Consider the following 21,901-nt stretch of genomic DNA (forward strand, 5'->3'; position numbering starts at 1 on the left):
AGGCTGGTATAACTACTACAGGCACACTTGGATCTTTAGCTATAGCTGGACTTTATCGGCAGATGAGTTTATCCGTAGGCGAATAAGGAGTATGCTTTGGAGACAATGGAAAACACCACAGAACAGGAAGAAAAAGTTACTCCAACTTAATCCTAAGTTCAAAGGGAAAATACCATGGTCAGGATGCCGCAGATATAGGTTCTGTTCTAGTCTATTAAATTCAGCATTAACTAACGAAGCGTTAGCTAAAGCTGGTTTTACTTGGCTAAACCTAATTCATCGCGAATATCTTAACAAGAATTAGGGTAATAAGAAAAGCCCAGAGTACTAGGTCTCTGGACTTTGGACGTAACCGCCGTATACGGTTCCGTACGTACGGTGGTGTGAGAGGTCGCGGTCCTAGGTATAACTATACAACCTAGGCCGGATCTACTCGATTAATGCAAAAAAGCTCTACTGATCAGTAGAGCTTTAAGAGTTTTAAATTTTCATAAATTGTGGTCTTATATGAGTTGAGTTATTTTATATGTGTATAGATAGTGGAATTAAATTAGAGATCTCTTAGTACTAGTATTTAGGCGTTGGATAAGTACCTGGTAAAAGAATTTCTTTATTAACTTCTTCAATTTGTGTTTTTCCACAAAATGCCATACTTAAATCCATTTCACGATATAAGATCTCAAGAGCACGGGTAACTCCTGCTTGTTCATATGCTCCTAATCCCCAAAGATGCGGACGGCCAACAAATACTCCTTTAGCGCCTAAAGCGTAGGCTTTAAGAGCATTTTGCCCTGAGTAAATCCCACCGTCAAGGAGTACTTCTAGTTTATCACCTACTTTATCTACAATAGATGGTAACATGTTAATTGTAGAGCTAGCAAAGTCTAACTGACGTCCGCCATGATTAGATACCACAATAGCATCAGCACCATGTTCATATGCCATACGTGCATCTTCAGGATCAAGAATCCCTTTAATAATTAGTTTGCCACCCCAAAGTTCTTTAATGGTTGCAACATCATCCCAAGATAAACTTGGATCGAATTGTTGTCCTACCCATTCTAATAACTTGTCTAGGTTGTCAACGTTTTTAGCATGACCAACAATATTACCGAAAGTACGACGTTTAGTACCTAGCATATTCTTAACCCAATAAGGTTTAGTCATGAGATCAAGAATATTGCGTAAGGTTGGTTTAGGGGGAGCTGAAAGTCCGTTTTTAATGTCGCAGTGACGTTGCCCAGTAATCTGTAAATCGGCGGTTAAAACTAAAGCTCCACAATGCACCGCTTTAGCGCGTTCGATTAGATTACGCATAAACTCGCGATCTTTCATTACATACAGTTGAAACCAAAACGGAGCACTTGTAGCACTACGTACGTCCTCAAGCGAAGCAATCGACATCGTACTTAAAGTATAGGGCACCCCAAAATTCTCACAAGCTTTAGCAGCTAAGAGCTCTCCATCTGCATGTACCATGCCGGTAAAACCTGTAGGAGCAACAGCAATAGGCATTTTAACTTTTTGTCCTACAATAGTAGTTGCTAGACTACGATTGTCCATATCAACGAGTACTTTTTGGCGGAACATAATATTATCAAAATCCGCATGGTTGCTGCGGTAAGTGCTTTGTGTCCATGAACCTGAATCTACGTATTGGTAGAACATACGTGGCACACGACGTTTTGCTACTTTCTTTAAGTCTTCAATGCAGGTAATTTTGCTAAGATCGGCCATAAGAGTATCCTAAGTAGTAAACTTCTTGGTCAATTTTCAGCTTGACCACAGAATGAGATAAGTTAAAGTTAGAAAACGGGAGGACTTTAAAATAGGAGTATTAAGTAGGAGAATTGTAAATATTAGCGTGATGCTGCAAAGTAATCACCACAAATTCATCGTTGTAAAGCTCTACTGTTTTAGCCTCTATTTTAGTCTACACAAAATAAATACTAAATACAAGTTAATTTTTGCCCTATGGATAGATATCTTGTCGCTTGATATGTTGATATAGAAGAAGTCTAGAATGAGAGAACTCGATTATCAGATAACTCGATAATTAGATAACTAGATAAATAGATAACTAGATAAATAGATAACCGGTAATTAGAGGATAAGTTTGTGGTACAGCTCATAACTCGATAATTAGAGCATAAGGGGATAGATTTGTGGTACGAATCAATGAGAGAGACTCATCTGATTGAATGAGGTGTAATTGCAGACATAAAAAATAGCCAGGAAGTGGCGCTTCCTGACTATTCATCATTTGATAGTGATTAACCTAAGTTAATCATCAATGGAAAGTTTGTAAAAAATTGCAAGATAAATTAAGCACTTGCATGGATAAACTTATGTGACTGCTCTATTATACTTTTAACTAGAGGTTTATGTGCAATTAGTTTAAGTTTATCGCTTGCTTTAAGACTTGAGTTATAAAGCTCAAAGTTTAAAGTCATAAAATTTGCATTTAGTGATTAGCAATTAGTGGGTTGTTAATACTCCAAATTAAAGAATGCGGCTAAACGAAGCACGTTTTAAGTTTGAGTATTCATCAAATGCCATGCATACGTGACGCACAAATAGTTTGTAATTTTCTGGAATCGTAAAACCAGAATCATCAGCATGCATTACTACAATGCCATCAGCAATGAACGTATTTAGTAATTCAAGTTCAGCAGCAAAGTGTTGCTTGAAATTAATGCCATACTCTTTTTCAAAAGGAGCATAGTCTAAACTGAAATTACAAATAATTTGTTTAATGATGTCACGACGTAAGCAATCTTCTTTACTTAAACTAAAGCCTTTAATAATTGCTTGTTGCTGCGTATCGATCAGTTCGTAGTATTCTTGGGTGGTTTTAGCATTTTGCGCATAAGTATCACCTACCATAGAAATACTAGTACAACCAAAGCCTACTAAATCAGCTTCACCATGGGTTGTATAACCTTGGAAGTTACGGTGCAGAATCCCCGCTTTTTGGGCTTGGGCTAATTCATTGTCTGGTTTAGCAAAGTGATCCATCCCAATGAAAGCAAATCCTTCTTGATGTAAGCGTTTAATGCTGTACTCAAAAATCGCTAATTTAGTTGCCGCTGATGGTAAGGTTTCATCTTTAATTTTAGCTTGCCCAGGTACACGTGCTGGTAAGTGTGCGTAGTTAAAAACAGACAGACGATCTGGATTTAAAGTAATTACTTGATCTAAAGTCTCTTTAAAGGTGTCAACCGTTTGGAAAGGTAAACCGTATATTAAATCTAAGTTAATTGAATCAATTCCTAAATCACGACTATGTTGAATGAGATCAGTAATAAACTTAGCATCTTGCACGCGGTTTACGGCTTCTTGTACTTGCGGATTAAAGTCTTGAATCCCAATCGAAATACGATTAAAGCCTAATTCTACCAGCATATCCATGTAATTTAGTTCAATGCGACGTGGATCGATCTCGATACCCATTTCGCGATCATCGGTGAACGTAAAATACTGATGCGCCATTTTCATTAGGCGTTTCATTTGTGCTGGTACTAAGTAAGTAGGTGTACCACCACCTAAGTGGAATTGATTTACTTTACGTCCAGCAAGTTGCTGTGCACGATAGGCAAATTCTTTTTCCAAATAGTCTAAGTATAAATCTGCTTTTTCAATGTGACGCGTAATTACTTTATTACACGCACAGAAGTAACAAAGCGTATGACAGAACGGAATGTGAATATACACAGATAGCGGACGTTCTGGATATTTTTGTAACGCTTGCTCAAAATCAGCATTAGTGTAATTAGCAGAGAACTCTAATGCTGTTGGATAAGAAGTATATCTTGGGCCTGATAGATTATATTTATCGATCAGTTTTTGATCCCAAACAAATTCGGTGGTCATAAATTCAGGTCACAATGCGAGTTCTGCTTTCAAGGCAAACTCGTGTAAAGATAGTTAAAATTCGGCATTTATTTTATCATAAGCCTATGCAAAATAATGAGCCAGCACTTAAAAAGTGTAAAACAAGGAGATAAAAGAGTACTTTTATCTCCTTGTTTAGAATGATTTGCAATAGCAAAGAAAGCAAGCTGCTGCAATAGCAAAAGAAACAAGCTAAATCAACATCGTAAGCTAACCTAGTTTAGAAAGTAGTAGCACAAGGTAATCTAATCTAGAAAGTTGTGAGATTTGCTTATTTGAAAAAATATGTGTAGATTTGTAGCTTAGACTACTTTGCTTTAGCATTTACGATCACGATTTCTTTTCGTCGCTCTTATCTGGAGTAATGGTAATGCCAAACTGTTTTAATAAGAAGATCGTGTTTTGATTTTGTTCTTTGAACTGTTGGTATTTTGGTGTACCAGGTTTAAAGCTAACTTGGTATGCCGGAGTTTGGCGTTTTAGTGTATTGAGCAGTAGGTTAGTACGCTTTTTCATCTCCGGCGATAAAGGTTGGCTTTGATGTTGTTCTACGTTTTTTAGAATTACACCTAATAGAGCAATGCTTTGTAAGTAATCTGAACTATTTAACGCAAAGTCATTCCATAGCAGTTGCATACTACACAACGTATGCATTACTGGTAAGTTTTGTTCAACTAGAGCCCAACGAGTTACTTGTTGTTGATAGTTGTAACAAAGACTAATTAAGTTACTTAGTTCAGTAATAGCTGGTGCTGAATAAGTATCATTTTCAATGCGATAGTTCTCATTTAAGCGTAGTAATGAGTAAGCTACATAGGTAATGAACTGCGAGTAAGTTAGTTCTTTTTTCTGTAGCATAAACATTAAAGTACGACTTGCATCTGGATAGAACTTAGTTTGTAATTCAGGATTACGTTTAATGAGTTCTGTAATTTTTTGTAAAGTTACAAGACCTTCAGCAGCGGCTGACGAGTTCTTATAGTTAGCTAAGAATAATGGATCTTGCTGCGCATAGGTAATTTGTTGTGCCATGAGCTCAGGATCAGTTGTAATCTGAAACAGCCCTTTAGCAATAGTTTTACCATCTTTACTCGTTGTGTTTTTAAGCGTAAGCGCGTTAAGAGTTAGATTGGTGGTTACAGGATATACAGAGTATTTATCTAATAAAGAAGTTGTGTTGGGATTAGCTTGGGCTAAGCTTGAGCTTAAACTACAAACTCCAGTCAAAGCTAAAGCTGCCAGCGTGCGTGGAGAAAATTTGAATTTTGCCATAGAGAAAGAGATCTTGTAATTGGAGAGATAGCTCTAGGAGTTAAAAAGCTCATAACGAGAAAAATATCTTAGAGTTAGAGCAAGAGCCCTAAGACCAGAAAAATCTTTTAGAGCTAGAGTAAGAACTTTAAATAGCTATAAAAAGCTCTTAGAGCTTGGATAAGGCTTTTAAATATAGAAAAATATCCTAGAACTAAAGTAAGTACCTTAAAGTTGCAAGATTATCTGTAAAAATCTTTGGTAGTATGTCTTATCGTATAGCTTAATTACTAAAAGTCCTATTATGCCGTAGATTTTACTTTAGATCTGTACTTTTTACTTGTACCTAAAAAGGGTAAATTGTTAATCTTTTCCGTAGTTAAGAGCAGTATTTGCGATTTATTGATAGATATAAATAGAGAATTAGGTTATGTTCCTCAATTGAGGGATGGCTAGTGGCTTTTTCCTATCAATTTAAGGTTGAATTTTTCAAGCTAGTAGATATAAGATCAAGATCGTGGGCTTTTAGACATAATTTAATGTTTTTCCGAGCAAATAAGGTAAAATAAACTAACCCCCTTGTAAGTTATTGAGCATCTCTTATGGGGTATCCAGCTTTAACTCAAGATGGACAAAGAAAATTTTTCTCTGTAAAGAAACATTGGTAACTTACTCGAGTAACATTAGGGTGAAGTTAGAGTAAGTGCTAAAAATTAGGTATCTTATCTTCTAAATCTCTTTACTATTTCCATAATCATTAGAGAAAGGTTATGAGTTATAATAAATTTTTTCATCAACAACTTCTCTTATGGCAACAAACGGTAAGAACTACCAGTAAACTAAGTATTAGTTTAGGGCTAGGTTTAAGTTTAGTAAGTGGAGTGCAAACAGCATGGGCTAATCCAACTCCTGCTGTACCAGCAGTACCAGCGACTGCTCTACCAACTAATGCCGCAGAAATTGCTAAGCAAATGGTAGATAAAGCTACGCAAACTGCAACCAATGCTGCAGCGCAAGTTGCGAATCAAGCCGCAAATCAGGCAGCGACGCAAGCTGCTAACCAAGCAGCACAAAACGCCCAAACTGCGGCACAAACGGCTCAAGATGCAGCAGTAGCTGCACAAGAGGCTGCGCAAGCTGCACAAGCAGCAAGCGCTAATGTGGATAAAGTAACTGCCGAGATTGCTCGTCAGACCAATCAAGGTAAGCGCCCACACCATGATTTTTCAGTGCGTCCGGGAGGGGTGCTGCATGATGGTAGTGGTAAAGCTTTTGATCCGCAAGATCAAATTCGTGATTTCCACAATCCACCACCGCCAGTAGATATGCGTTTAACCATGTATCTACGTACGATTGGACAGCAAACATTCATTGAGCAACAACAAATGTTCACCAAACAACTAAACGATTATGAAAGTTTAGTGAGTTTTGATGATCGTGGTAAACCCGTGCCGCAATTTACCAAACTAAATTCGGCTGGTACTATTGTAGTTACTATGGGACAAGAAACTCCTTTAGTAACACGTTGCAATATGAAAGGTACTGATCTAATTTTAAAATATGCAGTAGCTCAAAATGATCTCAAAGATTTAAATCTAAGAGACATTGCGCTGAAATATCAGATGAGTACGAGTGATGTTAATGCTTTAAGTAGTAATTGTAATTTTATTAGTACGGTATCAACATACTCTACTCCAATTATTACCATTCAAAAAGGTAGTAATTAATAACTATCTAACATTTTATGATTACATTTATAGGCTACTTTTAAGTATGTCTATGTTTGTAGATTACTTTAGTAGACTACTGCCGCTTTGAGGTGAAGATAGTTATTTTTAGTATTAGAATTTTCTCATAAGGCTCACCGGTTTCACAGTTTCTAATAATAGGAAAATCAGCTATTTGTATATATAGTTGTATGTAGTTATATATTTGCAGATAGTTAGATTTAGCAAGAATAATTATGGGGCACTGCGTTGCAGTGCCCCTGAAATTATAGTTTTGTTTAAAATTTTATTGCTCACTTTGCTTGTACGCCAAGCGATACTTTATTTAAGTAATCTAGTTGAGAGGTTAATTTTAAAATCTTAACTAAGTTTAAGCTTAAGTTTAATTTAATTCTCAACTAAGCTTACTCCTAAACTTACAAGCTTAGCCCTCTTGGCATAGCTTGGATTAACTTGAGTAACTATTTTCTAAATCCTGGTAAGATATACTGTTGCTCCATTTGCTGACTATGTAAATTGATCGTTAACTGTTTCTGTTGTAAAAAGTTAAGGATATAGTCAATAAATGGATTGTTAACAAGTAGATCTTTTGGTTTAAGTGGCATGTAGTTAAATCCGCCTGCTTGTACTTGTTCGGTAAGAATTTTGCCCAAATAGTTTTTATGCTGATTAAGGGTTAAATTACTACCAGTCGTATCTTCAAGTAGTTGTTGTCCGTACAGACCTTGAGTGGCAAGACTCTGCACAAAGTCACCATTAAACAAGCTTAAAGTTAAGTAAAAGATACTGACTTGGCAAGCTTGAAAAATAGGTTCGGGTAACTTTTCCGCTGCTTGATGTAACTCAAAGTCACTACTGTTAAACAGTTTAAAACAATCACGTCCAAAGTTTAACCAGTCTGGAACTTGCGGGAAATTAATGCCGTATTGATTGGTATACTGATAGGCTAAAGATTTACCTAAGGTTTGCGTTACGGCATCCATAAACTCCATTGGGCTTAGGCTGAGTAAGTGGTTGCTGTTAGCCTGAACTAAGGGTAAATGATTGTTAGCAACTAAGAGTTGTAAAAAAGATTCGAGACTATTGTACTCTTCAATCACTAAAGATAACGGTGATTCAAAAGCTAAAGCTTCGTTCAGACTATCGTTATTGGTAGCAGTTGAGTTTGCTTGACTTGTGGGACTAAATAATAAACCACAACTAGCAATGAGGAATACACATAAGGCAAGAACATATGAGCGTAAACGTAGGAGCTTGCTACTAACGTAAGCTAATACTGGTTCATGCCCTAAAGAAAATGTGACCATAAGGTTGATTAATGATTATCAGCTAAAAAAACTCTAGTTAAGTTTAAAAAGTTAAGGTGCAACAAGGTTTACACCTTGAGCAAGGAGTAGTTGCGCTAAAGCAAAATACAACCCTTGCTGTTGTAAATCTTTATCACTGTAAGTAGTAAAAGTAAATCCTAAACGCAAGTTAGCTGCACGACTTTGGTTATGCACTAAGAGCATGCATTGCTGAAAAAAGTTATAGCGCGAGGTTTGACTTGCCATTAACTTTTTTTGTAAACTTGCTTGATGTAAATGCCAATAGTGTCCAGTAAAGATTAGGGTTTGAAAGTAATCGCGATTGAACTGTAATAAGTAAGGTAAATACAGTAAAGGCACGCACTTTTTGTCCCAATGAGAACTGTGGTTCTCTTGTTTAGCAAAAACTAAGTAAGTAGCACAATTTAACATTAAATCATAAGCCACTTGGCTAGCCATAGATAAGTAGCGATTATTGCGAATATCGTAATCTAAAGTCGCAGCATAGGCTTTAGCTAAATCGGCAACGGCCTGCTCATAAGTAAGAGCAGGTATAGCTTGCCATTTAGTTAAAAGCTCTTGGCTAGTTTTGATTGTGTTGCTTACTACTTGGGGATGATTAGTTTCTAAGTCGTTGAGAAGTTGGGCTATTTGCTGACTTGGTTTAAGTTGAGCTGTAGTTTTCGCTTGCAATACTTGACTACTAATGCCTAAACCTAAGCTCCCAAGTACTACTAGGTTTAGACAAGCGCGCAAGCTGTATAAAAATTTAAAGTAGAACTGTTGCATATTAATGAGCTTAAGTGAAAATTAAAGCATAAGTTTATTATGACTATTATATTAGACCTGTGAATAATTTTTTTAAAAAATGATAATAGAGGAAAACGATGTTCACAAGAGAATCTCTAGTAAATATTTTCAATTTTTACCTATTTAAAGGTGAATAAGCTTTAACTTGGTATAAAGAAGACACCAATATAAGTAAAGCTTGCTTATTACTTCTTTGTGGTGGAAATCAGAGCAAGTGCACGTAAATTTTAATCAGGCTGAGCGTACAAGCGTAGATTTCTTTAATCAAATTTGTTTATTCTTAGGTTTTCGTAGTAAAAACTTTAAGCTTCTTTTCTCTTACTGCCAAAATAAAGGTTGGGTTAGTGAACCAACAATTTTTGTTGAGGAGTTTAAAGCTCTTGTAAATGCTTGGGAAGAAGTTCCAGATTATGAAGAAGGAAAAGAAATTACCTTAGAACAAGCTCTATATGAAGATCTAGCTGAGAATTATATTACAGCACTATTCCTTGAGCCAGAATACATCCCATTACATTCGCTCGAAGAATTATATATTGGTGATGATAAGTTTAGCCCTGTGTTAGTAGAGGGTGATATAGTTGCTGTTTTAAGAAAAGATAAATTTTGCGGTAATGGTTTATACCTAATTCGCAAAGTAGATGCTGTTCAAGAAAATCCTGTATTAGTTGAATTAGCTGAACAAGCTGAGAGCAAGAATTTCAAAGTATTATATGCAACTAATCCGGAGCTAAACAATAGCACTCTTAATAGAGATGATTTTGAGATTATCTATTGTATTGCTGTAGCAACGAGAAGAGGTGCACCTGTAGTGTTACCTAGTCAGATGCCTGAGCTAAACAATAATTAAGAGTTCAAAATAAGCCCAAATGATTAAGCATTAGCTTTATCAAATAGTAATACCCAGCCGATGGCTGGGTATTACTATTTATAAAATTGAAAACTGTTGGTCTGACCTGTGCGGTTAAGATAATACGTTAAGGTAAGAGTAAGCGTTATGATCTTAATGGCTCTTGATGATCCCTACGAATAATCTTTATTTACAGATGCGCTCTTAAATCACTGCAAATCGGTTTAAGTACGAGGATCTTTAATTACGGTCGTAGGTAAATTACGACTTGCTAAGTAACGATTAATCTGTCTGATTAAGCGAATTCCAGAAGTAGTATTAGCCGCAGGTAAAGCACTATAGGTAAAACCTAAATCATTAACCGTTGATTGGTTCTTATGCACGCGCGTCATTACGCTTTGATAAAAGCGTAAAGTAGAGAGTTCTCCATTACCAAGGCGATTTTGCTTTTGTAATGAGGAGTAACTTAAAAACTGGGTATAAACCAGTAATGATTTAAACTGATTTAACGAAGTAAAGCTAGCGCTAATGGTTTTAAATGGCGCGCAGAATTTATCCCATTGTGGGAAGTTGCGACTATTGCGCGCACTGCGTCCGGCAGGTAAGCTATTGCAAGTTTGCGCAAAGGTGTATACCGCATCTGCGGCAGTATTTGAATAACGATTACGAGCAATAATTGGGTGTAACTCGTTATTGAGCATACTACTTAAACTAAAGAAGTAGTGCTGCATGCTAAGCGTGGTTTGATAAACCAGCACTTGCTCAAACTTAGTTAGAGCGTTATGGGTATTTGTGAGTAGCGTTTTATGAGCTTGATAAGCATGTTGTAAACGATACTCAACATTAGCGCGACTATTATAAGCAGCTTGCGCGATACTGCTAGTCATAACTAGCCAACTACAGCTAGCAAGACTAAGAGAAAAAACTTTAGACCAAAGCGAGAAAAACCTAAACATTGACCTTACTCATGAAAATTGAACAAACTGCTAGCTATTATACAACTAGCAAGCTTGCGTAAAAGTAGATCTTAGGGATTTTATTCTTGAGAGCAAGAAATTGCTAGGACTTGCTATCAATTTATAGATCGAGACTAGACTTTAACTATCAGTAAGCGTTAAGTCTGAAACTTTGAACAGTTTGTAGATCCAGTCTGAGGTTGTATAAATATACAAGGCTAAGCTTAACAAGGAGGCTTGTTATTAGGTAAGGCATTTTGACTTGGAGCTACTTGTTCTTTATCACTTGAAGCAAACTTCACTTGTGCCGGTTGAGGACAAGTAGTTGCTGTATACTTTTGCATAAAGTAGTGACTTGAACTATGACTCATATGCAATAAAGTTAAGGCTAAATAGAGAGCAATAATGGGCTTAACGACAACCGCACTATATCTCCATATACCACGAAGAATTTTAGAAAATGACATAAACAATTTTAGTGCTAAGGGCTTAAGACATATAGCTTAACCTCAAGGGTTAATCTCTACGATTTAGCACCTCTAGAAAACTTAGTTACTGTTCTAAGTAGTAAGTAAAAAAGTACTACCTAGCTACTTAATTAGACAGACTAAAATGCTAAAAGTTTTATGCCATTATCAAAAAAAATAGTAAGCAAAAAGTGGATTTAGCTATAGAAATATAGCTATGGATAAAAGTCCGAGTGCGTAACAAATAAACAGGATCTGTGCAATCTACAATGCAACATACCCCTGTAGCTTTTAGTGCCTTAGCACTTAAAGTTACAGGGGTAAGTTATTAAAAATTATTTTTTAGTTTGCTTTGTCGCCGGAGTAGGGTTCTCAAGAACAACTTTAAAACCTAGATGTGAAACATATTTGTTTAGAACTTCAAGGTTTTGTTTCATTTCTGGAGACTCTAAAGCTGGTAAAGGTTCAAAGCGGAATGCTAAAGTTTTCTCAAAATTAGCAATATCACCTTTACTTAAGCTTTCTAAACCAGTTTTAATTAGCGTTTGTGCTTCTTTTTCACTTGGAGTTAGCTCTTTAGCAGGTAGTTGCTCTAAAGCATAATAAGCTGTCATGTAAAGAGCAGACTCAAACATTTGTAAGCTTTGACCGTAAGCCATAGCTACAGGAATAAAGAAGTGACAAGCACCAAACCAATCAGCTTTAACGTCTTCTTTTTTCACTTGGTCGTGAATCATAGTATTGGCACAAGCGAAAACGAAGTTATACAGCGGATAAGTATTTGGACCGTTTTGGAATTTACCATTTACTACACTAAAGCCAGTAGTATCTAACATGCCCGCAGCTGAATAAGCCACAAAGTCATCGATCATAATGCTTTTAGTTTTACTGTTAGCTACATCGTTATAGAAGTCGTATAGATTATGCGCTACTTCATCATACATTTGCGAATTTTTAGCATATAAATCCATTGCCACTTTACGATAGTCACCATCGGCTGGGATCGTTGGACCATTACGTACTTCATTTACTGGAAGTAAAGTAAGGTCATAAGGGGTAGCAGCATTAGCCATAGGTGCGAACATGGTAGTTGCACTTAAAGCCATTAAGCTTGCTGAAAGGAATTTAATTTTTTGCGTTAATGAGCGAAAAATCATGGGGAGAATCCTGTAATAGAGATAAAAGTTCTTCTAAGAAAACGGGAGTAAGTAATAAATAAACGGAGTTTATTGTTTACTTTCTTAGAGGTTAAATCATGACGTAACTATCGTAAACTTAAACTAACTTGTTACAGACAGCTGTTATAAATATAGAGCTAAAGCGACAAATATCAAGCTAAAACTAAGGTAGTCTATATTTAGTTATAGCCTATATCTAGTTATAGTTGATATGGTTGCTCGCAAGTACAAGCTTAAGAGTCTGCTAAGACTTCAACAAAGCTATCTATAAAGCCAGCATCAAAGCCAGCAACAAAGCTTGAAACAGAGCCCTCAATATAGCTTGAAACAAAGCTAGCAACAAAGCCCTCACTAAAGCTAGCAGCAAGGCTTGCAACAAGACCAGAAATATATCCTGAAATATAGCCTAAAATAGAGCCTGAAGCCAAGCCTGCAACTTAGTTAGTACCCTAAGTAAGTTATTGGTGTTAAGTCTGATTAGGATGAAAGAGTAGATGATGAGATCACTAATTTGTTCTACTCTTAACTCTAGGAGTTTAGGTAAGCTTTAATACTCTTTCCTAGTCTTTAAGCTTTAAGCGGTAGTACTCATCAAAATAACTATGTAAACTTGCAGCACACACCACTAAATTAGGTGTTTTTTCTGGTTCAAAGTCTAAATATTCTTGGCTTAATTCTGGATCTTTGTAGATGATATCTACAACTTTCTTGAAGTAAGCAAGGTTACGACTTTTTACGCTTGCCAGTTGTGGTTTGGCAGTATTCTGTTGGGCTAGTAAGCGTTGATAGGTCGCTAAAAATACATCTGTATGCAAGGAAGAGATATGATTGTCATATACCATAGCTAAAGGAGCTAAAGGTTTACATACAGGCCACCAACGATCAAGACTTTCTTGATCAGGAGCATGTTGCATTACTGCCAAGCGTAATTGGTTACACAATATCGCTACTTGGTACAGTTGTGTAACTTGGGGATTACTGTATTGGTTTCTGGCAATAGTATATTCAGTATTAGTTGCCAGTACTTGATTGCTCTGAGAAATTAAACTTTTAACCGTTAACGGGTTTTTACGATTAGTCGCCAGTTTATTGTAGAGTTTGTTCAACTCTGCACTGGTACGATAGATCAAATCTGCGGTTTGGGGATTAACCATTAATGAGTTCAACTCAGTATAGATTTGACTTTGTTTTTGGGTTGCAATAGGTAAAGCTTGGGTTGCACTACTCCATAAAAACAATGAGCTCAATGTTGCGCGAGTAAGTAGTGTACGTGGGATCAAGAAATTACCTATAACGTTTGACTTAAACATATGGCAAGTCAACCTCATATAGGGGAAAAGATAGATTCGAGGAAAGATCTGTGTACTAATAATATGCCATCTAGTACTGAAGAATAAGAGGAGTTATATGACTGTGCTTAACTTTGTCACAGAGAACATATAAACATAGACCTTTCTCTCTATATTTTACGTGATGTTGGGCATATTTAGCATTGCCAAAGGTAAAAAAGCCGCTTTACTCGGACTTTTTAAAGATTTTTACCTGAAAAATAGAGCTGCTCTTGCTTTTATCTGTCAAAAGTAAGTGAGAATACAGCAGCAAAATATCATGCTTTGCCTTGTGGCAAATCTGCCTAGCAGGGAAGAATATCCGAGCTAATCTCGGATATTCTACAAATCATAATTACAAATGACAAGCTTAGCTTGTAAGACCTGTTCATAAGCATAGTCCAAGCCAATAGGAGTCATCCCAGCTCGTAAACATTAGTCAAGCTCATGAGTATGATCTAAGCTTGTAAGCATAAGCTAAGCTCATAAATATGATCTAAGCTCGTAAGCATAAGCTAAGCTCATAATCCTACTTACTTTGGTTGTTGATTAGTGTGGTAATCGTGAATTAGTTTTAAACGTAAACCGTTAAAGTACTTATCAAGAGCATTGTATTGCGCTTGATTAACGCTTCCTTGCTTATAGGTAAAGTCTAAATCACGTTGTGCCTCAGCCAGATCAGCTTTTATTATACGGTACAAGTGCATAAAATTACGGATGTAATCTTGCGAAGGAGCTGGAGCATTAGTCTCTTGGCGTTGTTTAAGAGTTACGTATTGTACGGTAAATAAACTTGTACGATAAGTAGCTAATTCTTTATAAATTAGTGCTACAGGGGCAAGATAGCCACAGTTACGTGCTAAATGCTCTGGCATTTTAAATTTGCTTACTTTACTTGCGCTATTAGTGTAGTAAAGGCAAGTTTGTGCAAACTCATAAACAAGATTAGCTTGAGGATTAGTGTATTTACCAGCGGCAATTTGCGGTTGGGTGAACAGATTAATGATATTCCCCGAATCATAGATAAATTTCATTAGACTTACATTCGCAGCTCCTGATGTGAGGTAACTACGATAAAGTAGACCTAAGTAATCGACGATTTGGGTAATGCTTTGTTTGCTATCTTGTTGTAAGAGTTGCTCTAAGCGTTGTTGATAGTCACTTGGAGTTAAAAGTTGTTGCGGTAATAAGCTTGGAGATTCTACTTGAGGTACGGTTGGTTGTACTTCTGGAGTAGAGTCTGTACTTTGAGCAAAAGTTAAACTTGCGGTAAGGGCTAAGCTTGAAGCTAAGGCAAGTTTAAGGGTTAGGCGACTAAGGTTTGCTGTAAATAACGCCATAAGTTAATCCGTGTTTAAAACATAGATGTCAGTAACTAACTTGATCTATGGAAAGAAGCTAAAGATTGCAGGAGAGGATTTTTAAAAGGGATGATTTCTACTAAAGTTTTACTTTAGAGAACCTAAGAAAAATCACTCTTGCTATATCTTTATCTTATTACGAAAAGCGCTTTTTTACTGAAAAACTTAAGCCTAAACTGCAAAATAGGTACTAGTTGCTTACCTATAACTTTATAGGTTTTTGTAAAGTGTTACTCCTTAGAAGAAGCTTAACAACGTTTAGCAACTTAGTCGCACAATCTAGCTTAACTGCATGACTATAAGAGGCTGTACGACCTCAACTTAACCTTGTATTTGTAGCATTAGAGGTACAGCACCCAACTATAACTAGCATTACAAAAAGCAAACAGTCTCTATTTACTTGCTTTCCAAGTGCCCACACCTTTTTCTGCATACTCGGCAGCATATTCTTGTTCAGCTTGGACTTTAGCTTTAGCTTGAGCACGCGCTAAGCGTTCTTGCTCGGCTTGTTCGAACTCAGCTTGTGCTTGTTCGGCTTCGAGCTTCTCTTGTGCAATTTTACGTAAGACACGGATTTTACTAATACGTAGCCATACGTATACTAAGAGCATTAAGAAGATAAAGAAGATAATACAGAAGATTAATAATGAAGCTTCTAGTTGATTTAAACTAAATAATACGGGAATAAACATTACTTATGCCCTCATGCAAGAAAAGGCTAAACTGCAAAGTTTAGCCTCAATTTATAAATATAATTACAGATATGATTATTACGTTGAGTAGTAAATATCTCTTTGGAGTACAGCTCAGGGTAATAGTAAGTATTAGTTAAGGAAAATGGGAGTATGCACCCCCCTTTTGGTTGTAAATATTAAGTACTCGTTTATGAGCGCTTAAGATCTTCTTACCATTGAGTATTTTCCCAAAGATCTAATAACTCTTCACCAGAAAGTTGTTCTTTTTGTTTACGTTTAGCGCTAATAGATTTTTCAGCAGCAGCTTGGGTACGTACGTAGTCGGCATTACGTCCAGCTTTATAGTCACGTGTCTTAATACGGCGATCTTCTTGTTCAGCCATATTAGGAGAGTTTTCCGCTTGACGTGTAGCTTTTTTCGCTTTTTTCGCAGCCGCTTGTTGCGCAAAGAACTCGGCCTCTTTACCAGGTTCAACATTATAGCGCTCTAACATACGTAATTGTGCTTTACCTAGTTTCGCAACATTGAACTCTTCGTCGCTCTCTAGGTTAAAGTTGCTAGCTTTAGAAGCAGCTTTAGCGTTAGCTTGGTTAGCTTTACGCTCTTCACGTTGCGCTTGCGCACGAGCCTTAGCTTTTTCTTGTTGCAGTGCAGTAGCAGAAACAAAAGTACCAGCATGGAACACTAAATCTTCGTGATCTTTAGTGGTTTTAGCTGTTTCTTTTTTCGCACTGCTTACAACTGCTAATTCCGTATTCATTAGAGGTTTATCTTTACCAGGGATATAAATCGGAATCGCTTTTTTCTCTTTTGGAGCAGAGGTTTTTTGCGTTTGAGCTGTAGCGGCAGCTTTAGAGGTTAAGTTTGGATTTGAGCGTGAACCAGCAGCACGACCGGCATGCTTTTTCTTTTTCTTTAAAGCCCATGATAGTTCGTTGGCTTCCACGCGCGTTAGTTTACGTCTTTGACTCATTTTATTCGTCCATGTAACCTAAAGAACGGAGAGCACGAATATCATCAGACCAACCGCGTTTAACTTTTACCCAGAGGTTTAAGTTAATGCGACGTTCGAGCGCTTTACCAAGATCAATTCTGGCTTCAGTACCAATACGTTTGATCTTTTCTCCGTTTTTACCAATAATAATTTTTTTCTGTCCGTCACGGTCAACGTAGATAACTGCATCTACATTCACTCCGCCTGGAGTCATACGAAAACGTTCAATCTCTACTGAAGTTGAGTAAGGTAACTCATCTCCGAGTAGACGCATGAGTTTTTCACGAATGAACTCGGCAGCCATAAAACGTCCACCTTTATCAGTCACTTGATCTTGATCATAGTGATAATCGCTTAATGGTAAGAATTTAGTAGATAAAGATACTAGTTTATCTAGGTTATCACCTTTTTCTGCTGATACAGGGATAATATCAGCCCACGGATATTTACTTTGCACTTGTTCTAAGTAAGGTAGTAATTTAGTTTTGTCTGCAATAATATCAACTTTATTGAGCACTAAAATTACTGGAGTTTGTACTTGTTGCAGTTTAGATAACACTAAATCGTCATCTTCTAACCATTTAGTTCCTTCAACTACAAAGTACAGTACATCTACGCTATTAAGTACATTAACTGCCGTGCGGTTAATGATCTTGTTTAGTTGATTAGTTTCTTTAGCATGCATACCTGGACTATCAACGAAGATTAATTGTGCATTATCTTCGGTCAGAATGCCTAGAATACGATGACGTGTAGTTTGCGGTTTAGAAGAGGTAATGGCAATTTTTTGCCCAAGTAAAGAGTTCATTAAGGTTGACTTGCCCACGTTTGGACGGCCAACAATCCCAATATAACCACAACGACGTGTTGCTAAGTCGTGATTAGCAGGATTAAGAGTTTCTAAATCTAAATTTTCAGTCATAAGAGAAAAAATAAAAGCAAAAACCAGGAGCTAGTTAACTGGCAGTGAGATAACTGACTTCAACTCGCAACTAATTTTTGCTTTACAGCTGCAAGGGGGAAGACGTTTAACGTCTTAATCTTGCATAGATCACAGAGATATAAAATTAAATGTGCTGAATTTTATCTAATTGTTCTTGACTAAGAGTATTAGTCTCACGTAACTTACGGATCATTAACATAGCAGCTTCTTGTTCAGCTTTACGTTTGTTTTTGCCCACACCTGGCGTTTTAAATCCGAGTTCGTTAATTAAGCATTCAGCATAGAAAGTTTGGTTGTGAGATTTACCCTCGGTACGTACAAGGACATAGGTGGGTTTATTTTTAAAGATTTCTTGCACAATCTCTTGGAGAAGAGTTTTTGGATCACGGTAACCCGTGCGGAATGATTCTTTTTGGCGTAAGTTATCTTTAAAAATATTAAGTACGGCTTTTTCGGTAACTTCAAATGAACCTGAATCTAAATAGATGGCTGCACAGATAGCTTCGACTGTATCTTCAAGAATCGAATCACGTGTACGACCATTGTTTTGGATTTCACCTTTGGCCAGACGAATGTAGTAGCCCAGATTTAATTTACGTGCGATATCACAAAGTGAAGCACCACAAATTAAAGCCGAACGCATTTTGGTTAATGCACCTTCGTCTACGTCCTTAATCGTATTAAACAGGTATTTACCGATAACAAAGTTAACAATACTATCACCTAAGAACTCATAGCGTTCGTAGTTTTCAGTATTACAAAAACTTGAATGAGTAGTCGCCACACGAAGATGGTGAATATTCTTAAACTTATATTCAAGTTTTTTCTCGAGAGTATATAACTCATCGTCAGCTGCATTTTCTGCAGTTAAATAGTTCTGCTGTGGCATAAGCAATTACATGAAAGTAAAGATTAAGTCGCATAGTTGAGACTAGTCAAGAAAAAGCAACCAACACTATGGCTCAAGTTAGTAAATACTAACTATTTTGCCGTAAGAACAAAAGATTAATAGTAAGACTAATAGTAAGACTAGTAAAAAGACTAATCGAAAAACTAATAAAGGCTTTTACTAATAGTTTTTTATAAAAGCTTCTTTCTTAGGTTTTGTAATACTCTTTTTAAGAGTTGTAGGTTAAGAGTTTCAGTCCTAGAGTTTTTAACACTCTTTTCAGAGTTGTAGGCAAAGAGCTCTCAAAACACCGTTTTCTCTACTGATCAACTTACTTTCTTACAAGCTTTCTTACAAGCTTTATTACCATGAGATTGTAACTAGATGACAGCTAGCTTATAACTAGATAACGACTAAAGTACTACTAAACTACAACTAGTAAATTGGACAAGCTCTTCTTAATATTTGTCCTTTATTTGAATAGTTGAAACTAGGTTTGCAAGGCAATAATAGCTAAAAGCGTTAATCTGTCATAGCAAGTAAGAATAAGAAATCTGGATTTAAGATTTAAGATCTAACTTTGCTAATGGGATAAGTCTGCTTTTAACTTTGTGCTTGTAAGTTTAACTTCTATAGTAAGCTTGTTCTTGTTTGTTGTTTTTTCTTGCTTGACTTAATCGCGAAGAATTTACAAGGATGCCACAATAAGGCTAAGCCTATAGGTAAGAATTTTATGTAAAACCCTTACCTATATGCTTTGTATTCTGTGGCAAGTGACTACGTAATTTTATGCGCATAAAATTACATGTTAATTATAGCGTTTTTAGGATTTTTTTGCTGAACTAATGCAAGGGAAAGTAAGAGAAAAATTGGCAACATATAGTAACAGCGCAAGAGGTTTCTTGCGCTGTTACTGGTTTAACTATCTTCTTTTTATCTAGGATTATCTTATAAACTACGACCGGTTTTTTCCACGATCATTTTATGCGGAAATGGAATTAGTTCGGCAACTTGCTGCGCTAACTCTGGGCATGAACGTGATAACTGACGTCCACCGGCATTAAGCATTACATTTAAGGAACGTACCATTTCTAAATGTAAGAGCTCATTAATGGCGCTGTAGTTACCGCGATCTGCTGAACTTAAGCATTTAAAGTATTCGTTTTTATCAGCCGGTTGAATACAAAGGAGTGGGTAGCCTGCTTTCATTAATTCGAAGTTAAGAATTAAGCGGGCAACACGACCATTACCATCGACAAAAGGTTGTAAATGTAAAAAGTCAGCATGGAAACGAATTGCACGTTCAAGCACAGCTTTACCGCTAGCTAGATCATTATTGTAATCCATGATCAGTTGGCTTAACTTACTAAGAATTACTTCTGGATCTGGAGCAAAGTTTTTTGCTCCTTCAACGTGGATCGGTTGATTACGAAACTGTCCAGCTTGCTCTGCGTAAATGCCAGTAGCTAAGACTAAGCGATTAAACTCTTGGGCTAGCGCTAAAGATAAAGGCACTCCAGCTTGCGCTTGCTCTACCATAAAATTAGTAGCAGCTGCTTGGTTTAAGAGCATTTGCTGATAAGTAAAATCGCGATCAGTTTCTTTCACACGATAGCCTTCAAGCATAGCGCTAGCTGTATCTTGGGTAAGATTACAGCCTGCGAGTTTGCAAGAGGTGTAATTAAAGGTAAAAAAGAATGTATCTTGTACGCTTAATGCCATGGCTTTAGATAAAGCCGGCTGGCTATCTAAGAGTTTTTTAAGTTGCGCCACTAATTGCATAGAGAATCCTTAAAAAAGATAGTTAAATTAAGTTAAGTTTACGCATTACTACGAATGGTAAAGTTTTCTGGATCATTTTCCAGTTCAGCTTGTGCTTGTTCTTCACTCAGAGTTGCGTTGGCATTGTTAGCACTGCTGGCATTATGAGCTGCAGTTGAGTTTTGCACCGGAGCTGAAGTTTGGGCGTTAGTTGCAGTTTGTGTTGGAGCAGAAGCTGCATTAGCTTGTGCTGCTAACTCTTGTTTGCGCGCTAATTGTGCAAGATGTAAAGCACGAATTTGACGAATGGTATTCGAGTTAATTTTGCCTGTGTACACAAAACTTGCCGGACCAGTCATAAACAGAGGTTCTCCCTCAACGCCAGACCATTGAATCTCTAAATCACCACCTAAAGTGTGAACCGTAATTGGAGTATTAGGTTTTAATTTACCTTGACGAATTCCAACAGCTACCGCACCACAGCAGCCTGAACCACAAGCTTGGGTTTCACCAGCACCACGTTCCCACACGCGAACTTTAATTTCAGTAGGAGAAACGATTTCCATAAATGGCACATTCGTACGTTCAGGGAAACGTTCGTGATTTTCAATTAATGGACCAATACCTGTTACATCGGCTGTATTTACGTTATCCACCGTAACTACGCAGTGAGGATTACCCATACTCACCACTCCACAAAGTTGTACTCCTTTCGCCGTAGTAATCATATAAAAGTGCTCTGGAGTATTAGCTTTAAAAGGAACTTTTTTCGGAGTGAAATTCGGAGCACCCATGTTCACTTTAACCGTATTGTGGTTAATACTTAGGATCATGCGTCCGTTATTAGTGGTAACGTAGATATCGTTTTTATTTGTTAACCCTTGTAAGGTTACATATAGCGCAAAACAACGCGCACCATTACCGCATTGATTTACTTCTGAACCATCAGCATTAAAAATGCGATAGTGAAAATCTGTGTCAGGATCGTATGGTGGTTCAATAAGTAATAGTTGGTCAAAGCCAATACCACGATGACGATCAGCTAAAGCTTGAATAGTTTTAGGATTGAGGAACACTTTTTGCGTAACTGAATCAATTACCATAAAGTCGTTACCCAACGCGTGCATTTTCGCAAAATGCATATGTCTCCCTTATGCCAAAATGACCAAAATAATCATTTTTCTTGAGCAAATAGTTCTTTTTTCTTTATTATACGCTTTTTTGGGCATTTTTTAAATAATTTAGGTGCTTTTTTGTGCAAAAAAAGTCTTAAATTTAAAGCGTTTAATGCAAAGACCGAATCAGTAGTAAGTAAAGATGAAATCATAATTATAAACAGTATCTAAAAGATAAAACCCTCCATGCGTAAGCGCATAGAGGGAAACGGAGTAAAATGCAACAAGTTATCTTTTCAAAGAGGTGAAGCTGTCTGTTAGGCAATTGGTTACGCAATTGACTATACAGTAGGCTATACAGTCGCCTGTATAGTTGT

At 36.8% G+C, this 21,901-nt stretch carries 19 protein-coding genes and 1 pseudogene; 3 read left to right on the plus strand and 17 right to left on the minus strand.

From position 1 onward, the window contains the following. On the plus strand, window positions 1–304 hold a 304-nt coding region (locus CKF58_RS08705; RefSeq protein WP_222987657.1), incomplete at its 5' end, for a group II intron maturase-specific domain-containing protein. A gap of 263 nt (window positions 305–567) precedes the next feature. On the opposite strand, the gene CKF58_RS01655 is transcribed toward CKF58_RS08705, so the two are convergent. The 3 genes from CKF58_RS01655 to CKF58_RS01665 all read right to left on the minus strand — a co-directional run bounded on the left by CKF58_RS01655 (window position 568) and on the right by CKF58_RS01665 (window position 5,166). After that, window positions 568–1,737, minus strand: coding sequence for an alpha-hydroxy acid oxidase (locus CKF58_RS01655; protein ID WP_119530251.1), 1,170 nt, complete (start codon window positions 1,735–1,737; stop codon window positions 568–570). A gap of 765 nt (window positions 1,738–2,502) precedes the next feature. Beyond that, window positions 2,503–3,873: an oxygen-independent coproporphyrinogen III oxidase gene (gene hemN, locus CKF58_RS01660; protein WP_119530252.1), complete on the minus strand. Its 1,371-nt coding sequence runs from the start codon at window positions 3,871–3,873 to the stop codon at window positions 2,503–2,505. Between the two features lie 351 nt (window positions 3,874–4,224). Next, a complete protein-coding gene (locus CKF58_RS01665) occupies window positions 4,225–5,166 on the minus strand; it encodes a hypothetical protein (protein WP_119530253.1) in 942 nt (313 codons plus the stop codon). Between the two features lie 749 nt (window positions 5,167–5,915). On the opposite strand from CKF58_RS01665, the gene CKF58_RS01670 reads away from it, so the two are divergent. Further along, window positions 5,916–6,872, plus strand: a complete 957-nt coding sequence (locus tag CKF58_RS01670) for a hypothetical protein (RefSeq protein ID WP_119530254.1) — start codon at window positions 5,916–5,918, stop codon at window positions 6,870–6,872. Window positions 6,873–7,333: 461 nt separating this feature from the next. Here CKF58_RS01670 and CKF58_RS01675 read toward each other — a convergent pair whose 3' ends face one another. Both CKF58_RS01675 and CKF58_RS01680 read right to left on the minus strand, forming a co-directional pair. Then, entirely contained in the window at window positions 7,334–8,179 is an 846-nt protein-coding gene (locus CKF58_RS01675) for a hypothetical protein (RefSeq protein ID WP_119530255.1), read from the minus strand. Between the two features lie 51 nt (window positions 8,180–8,230). Then, entirely contained in the window at window positions 8,231–8,968 is a 738-nt protein-coding gene (locus CKF58_RS01680; protein WP_119530256.1) for a hypothetical protein, read from the minus strand. Window positions 8,969–9,182: 214 nt separating this feature from the next. Here CKF58_RS01680 and CKF58_RS01685 point away from each other — a divergent pair, with 214 nt between their 5' ends. Next, window positions 9,183–9,836 (plus strand): hypothetical protein, encoded by a 654-nt coding sequence (locus CKF58_RS01685; RefSeq protein ID WP_119530257.1) that lies wholly within the window; start codon window positions 9,183–9,185, stop codon window positions 9,834–9,836. A 224-nt stretch (window positions 9,837–10,060) separates the two neighbouring features. On the opposite strand, the gene CKF58_RS01690 is transcribed toward CKF58_RS01685, so the two are convergent. From CKF58_RS01690 to dapF, 12 genes and pseudogenes are all read right to left on the minus strand, one after another. Next, a complete protein-coding gene (locus tag CKF58_RS01690) occupies window positions 10,061–10,723 on the minus strand; it encodes a hypothetical protein (protein WP_119530258.1) in 663 nt (220 codons plus the stop codon). A gap of 293 nt (window positions 10,724–11,016) precedes the next feature. Beyond that, window positions 11,017–11,259, minus strand: coding sequence for a hypothetical protein (locus tag CKF58_RS08285; RefSeq protein WP_147397186.1), 243 nt, complete (start codon window positions 11,257–11,259; stop codon window positions 11,017–11,019). Between the two features lie 335 nt (window positions 11,260–11,594). Next, window positions 11,595–12,416: a hypothetical protein gene (locus tag CKF58_RS01695; RefSeq protein ID WP_119530259.1), complete on the minus strand. Its 822-nt coding sequence runs from the start codon at window positions 12,414–12,416 to the stop codon at window positions 11,595–11,597. A 254-nt stretch (window positions 12,417–12,670) separates the two neighbouring features. After that, window positions 12,671–12,865 carry a hypothetical protein gene (locus CKF58_RS01700; protein WP_119530260.1) on the minus strand — a complete coding sequence of 65 codons (195 nt, stop codon included), beginning with the start codon at window positions 12,863–12,865 and terminating at the stop codon, window positions 12,671–12,673. A gap of 132 nt (window positions 12,866–12,997) precedes the next feature. Further along, window positions 12,998–13,747, minus strand: a complete 750-nt coding sequence (locus tag CKF58_RS01705) for a hypothetical protein (protein WP_147397187.1) — start codon at window positions 13,745–13,747, stop codon at window positions 12,998–13,000. Between the two features lie 551 nt (window positions 13,748–14,298). Beyond that, window positions 14,299–15,105: a hypothetical protein gene (locus CKF58_RS01710; protein WP_119530262.1), complete on the minus strand. Its 807-nt coding sequence runs from the start codon at window positions 15,103–15,105 to the stop codon at window positions 14,299–14,301. 413 nt (window positions 15,106–15,518) lie between these two features. Continuing rightward, window positions 15,519–15,818, minus strand: coding sequence for a hypothetical protein (locus CKF58_RS01715; protein WP_119530263.1), 300 nt, complete (start codon window positions 15,816–15,818; stop codon window positions 15,519–15,521). Between the two features lie 212 nt (window positions 15,819–16,030). Next, window positions 16,031–16,795, minus strand: coding sequence for a GTPase-activating protein (locus tag CKF58_RS01720; protein WP_119530264.1), 765 nt, complete (start codon window positions 16,793–16,795; stop codon window positions 16,031–16,033). Window position 16,796: 1 nt separating this feature from the next. Beyond that, complete coding sequence (gene era / locus CKF58_RS01725) at window positions 16,797–17,738, minus strand: GTPase Era (RefSeq protein ID WP_119530265.1); 942 nt, start codon at window positions 17,736–17,738, stop codon at window positions 16,797–16,799. A gap of 145 nt (window positions 17,739–17,883) precedes the next feature. Next, entirely contained in the window at window positions 17,884–18,648 is a 765-nt protein-coding gene (gene rnc, locus CKF58_RS01730) for a ribonuclease III (protein WP_119530266.1), read from the minus strand. Between the two features lie 948 nt (window positions 18,649–19,596). After that, window positions 19,597–20,430: a Fic family protein gene (locus tag CKF58_RS01735; protein ID WP_119530267.1), complete on the minus strand. Its 834-nt coding sequence runs from the start codon at window positions 20,428–20,430 to the stop codon at window positions 19,597–19,599. A gap of 305 nt (window positions 20,431–20,735) precedes the next feature. Then, window positions 20,736–21,551 (minus strand): annotated as a pseudogene (gene dapF / locus CKF58_RS01740) (diaminopimelate epimerase); the annotation flags it as partial. Between the last annotated feature and the right edge of the window lie 350 nt (window positions 21,552–21,901).

The sequence above is a fragment of the Psittacicella hinzii genome (genome assembly GCF_003585935.1).
Taxonomy (GTDB): domain Bacteria; phylum Pseudomonadota; class Gammaproteobacteria; order Enterobacterales; family Psittacicellaceae; genus Psittacicella; species Psittacicella hinzii.

Coding starts and splice junctions, on each gene's coding strand:
- CKF58_RS01655 (WP_119530251.1), bottom strand. CDS start 1,737: ATGGCCGATCTTAGCAAAATTACCTGCATTGAAGACTTAAAGAAAGTA.
- hemN (WP_119530252.1), bottom strand. CDS start 3,873: ATGACCACCGAATTTGTTTGGGATCAAAAACTGATCGATAAATATAAT.
- CKF58_RS01665 (WP_119530253.1), bottom strand. CDS start 5,166: ATGGCAAAATTCAAATTTTCTCCACGCACGCTGGCAGCTTTAGCTTTG.
- CKF58_RS01670 (WP_119530254.1), top strand. CDS start 5,916: ATGAGTTATAATAAATTTTTTCATCAACAACTTCTCTTATGGCAACAA.
- CKF58_RS01675 (WP_119530255.1), bottom strand. CDS start 8,179: ATGGTCACATTTTCTTTAGGGCATGAACCAGTATTAGCTTACGTTAGT.
- CKF58_RS01680 (WP_119530256.1), bottom strand. CDS start 8,968: ATGCAACAGTTCTACTTTAAATTTTTATACAGCTTGCGCGCTTGTCTA.
- CKF58_RS01690 (WP_119530258.1), bottom strand. CDS start 10,723: ATGACTAGCAGTATCGCGCAAGCTGCTTATAATAGTCGCGCTAATGTT.
- CKF58_RS08285 (WP_147397186.1), bottom strand. CDS start 11,259: ATGTCATTTTCTAAAATTCTTCGTGGTATATGGAGATATAGTGCGGTT.
- CKF58_RS01695 (WP_119530259.1), bottom strand. CDS start 12,416: ATGATTTTTCGCTCATTAACGCAAAAAATTAAATTCCTTTCAGCAAGC.
- CKF58_RS01705 (WP_147397187.1), bottom strand. CDS start 13,747: ATGTTTAAGTCAAACGTTATAGGTAATTTCTTGATCCCACGTACACTA.
- CKF58_RS01710 (WP_119530262.1), bottom strand. CDS start 15,105: ATGGCGTTATTTACAGCAAACCTTAGTCGCCTAACCCTTAAACTTGCC.
- CKF58_RS01715 (WP_119530263.1), bottom strand. CDS start 15,818: ATGTTTATTCCCGTATTATTTAGTTTAAATCAACTAGAAGCTTCATTA.
- CKF58_RS01720 (WP_119530264.1), bottom strand. CDS start 16,795: ATGAGTCAAAGACGTAAACTAACGCGCGTGGAAGCCAACGAACTATCA.
- era (WP_119530265.1), bottom strand. CDS start 17,738: ATGACTGAAAATTTAGATTTAGAAACTCTTAATCCTGCTAATCACGAC.
- rnc (WP_119530266.1), bottom strand. CDS start 18,648: ATGCCACAGCAGAACTATTTAACTGCAGAAAATGCAGCTGACGATGAG.
- CKF58_RS01735 (WP_119530267.1), bottom strand. CDS start 20,430: ATGCAATTAGTGGCGCAACTTAAAAAACTCTTAGATAGCCAGCCGGCT.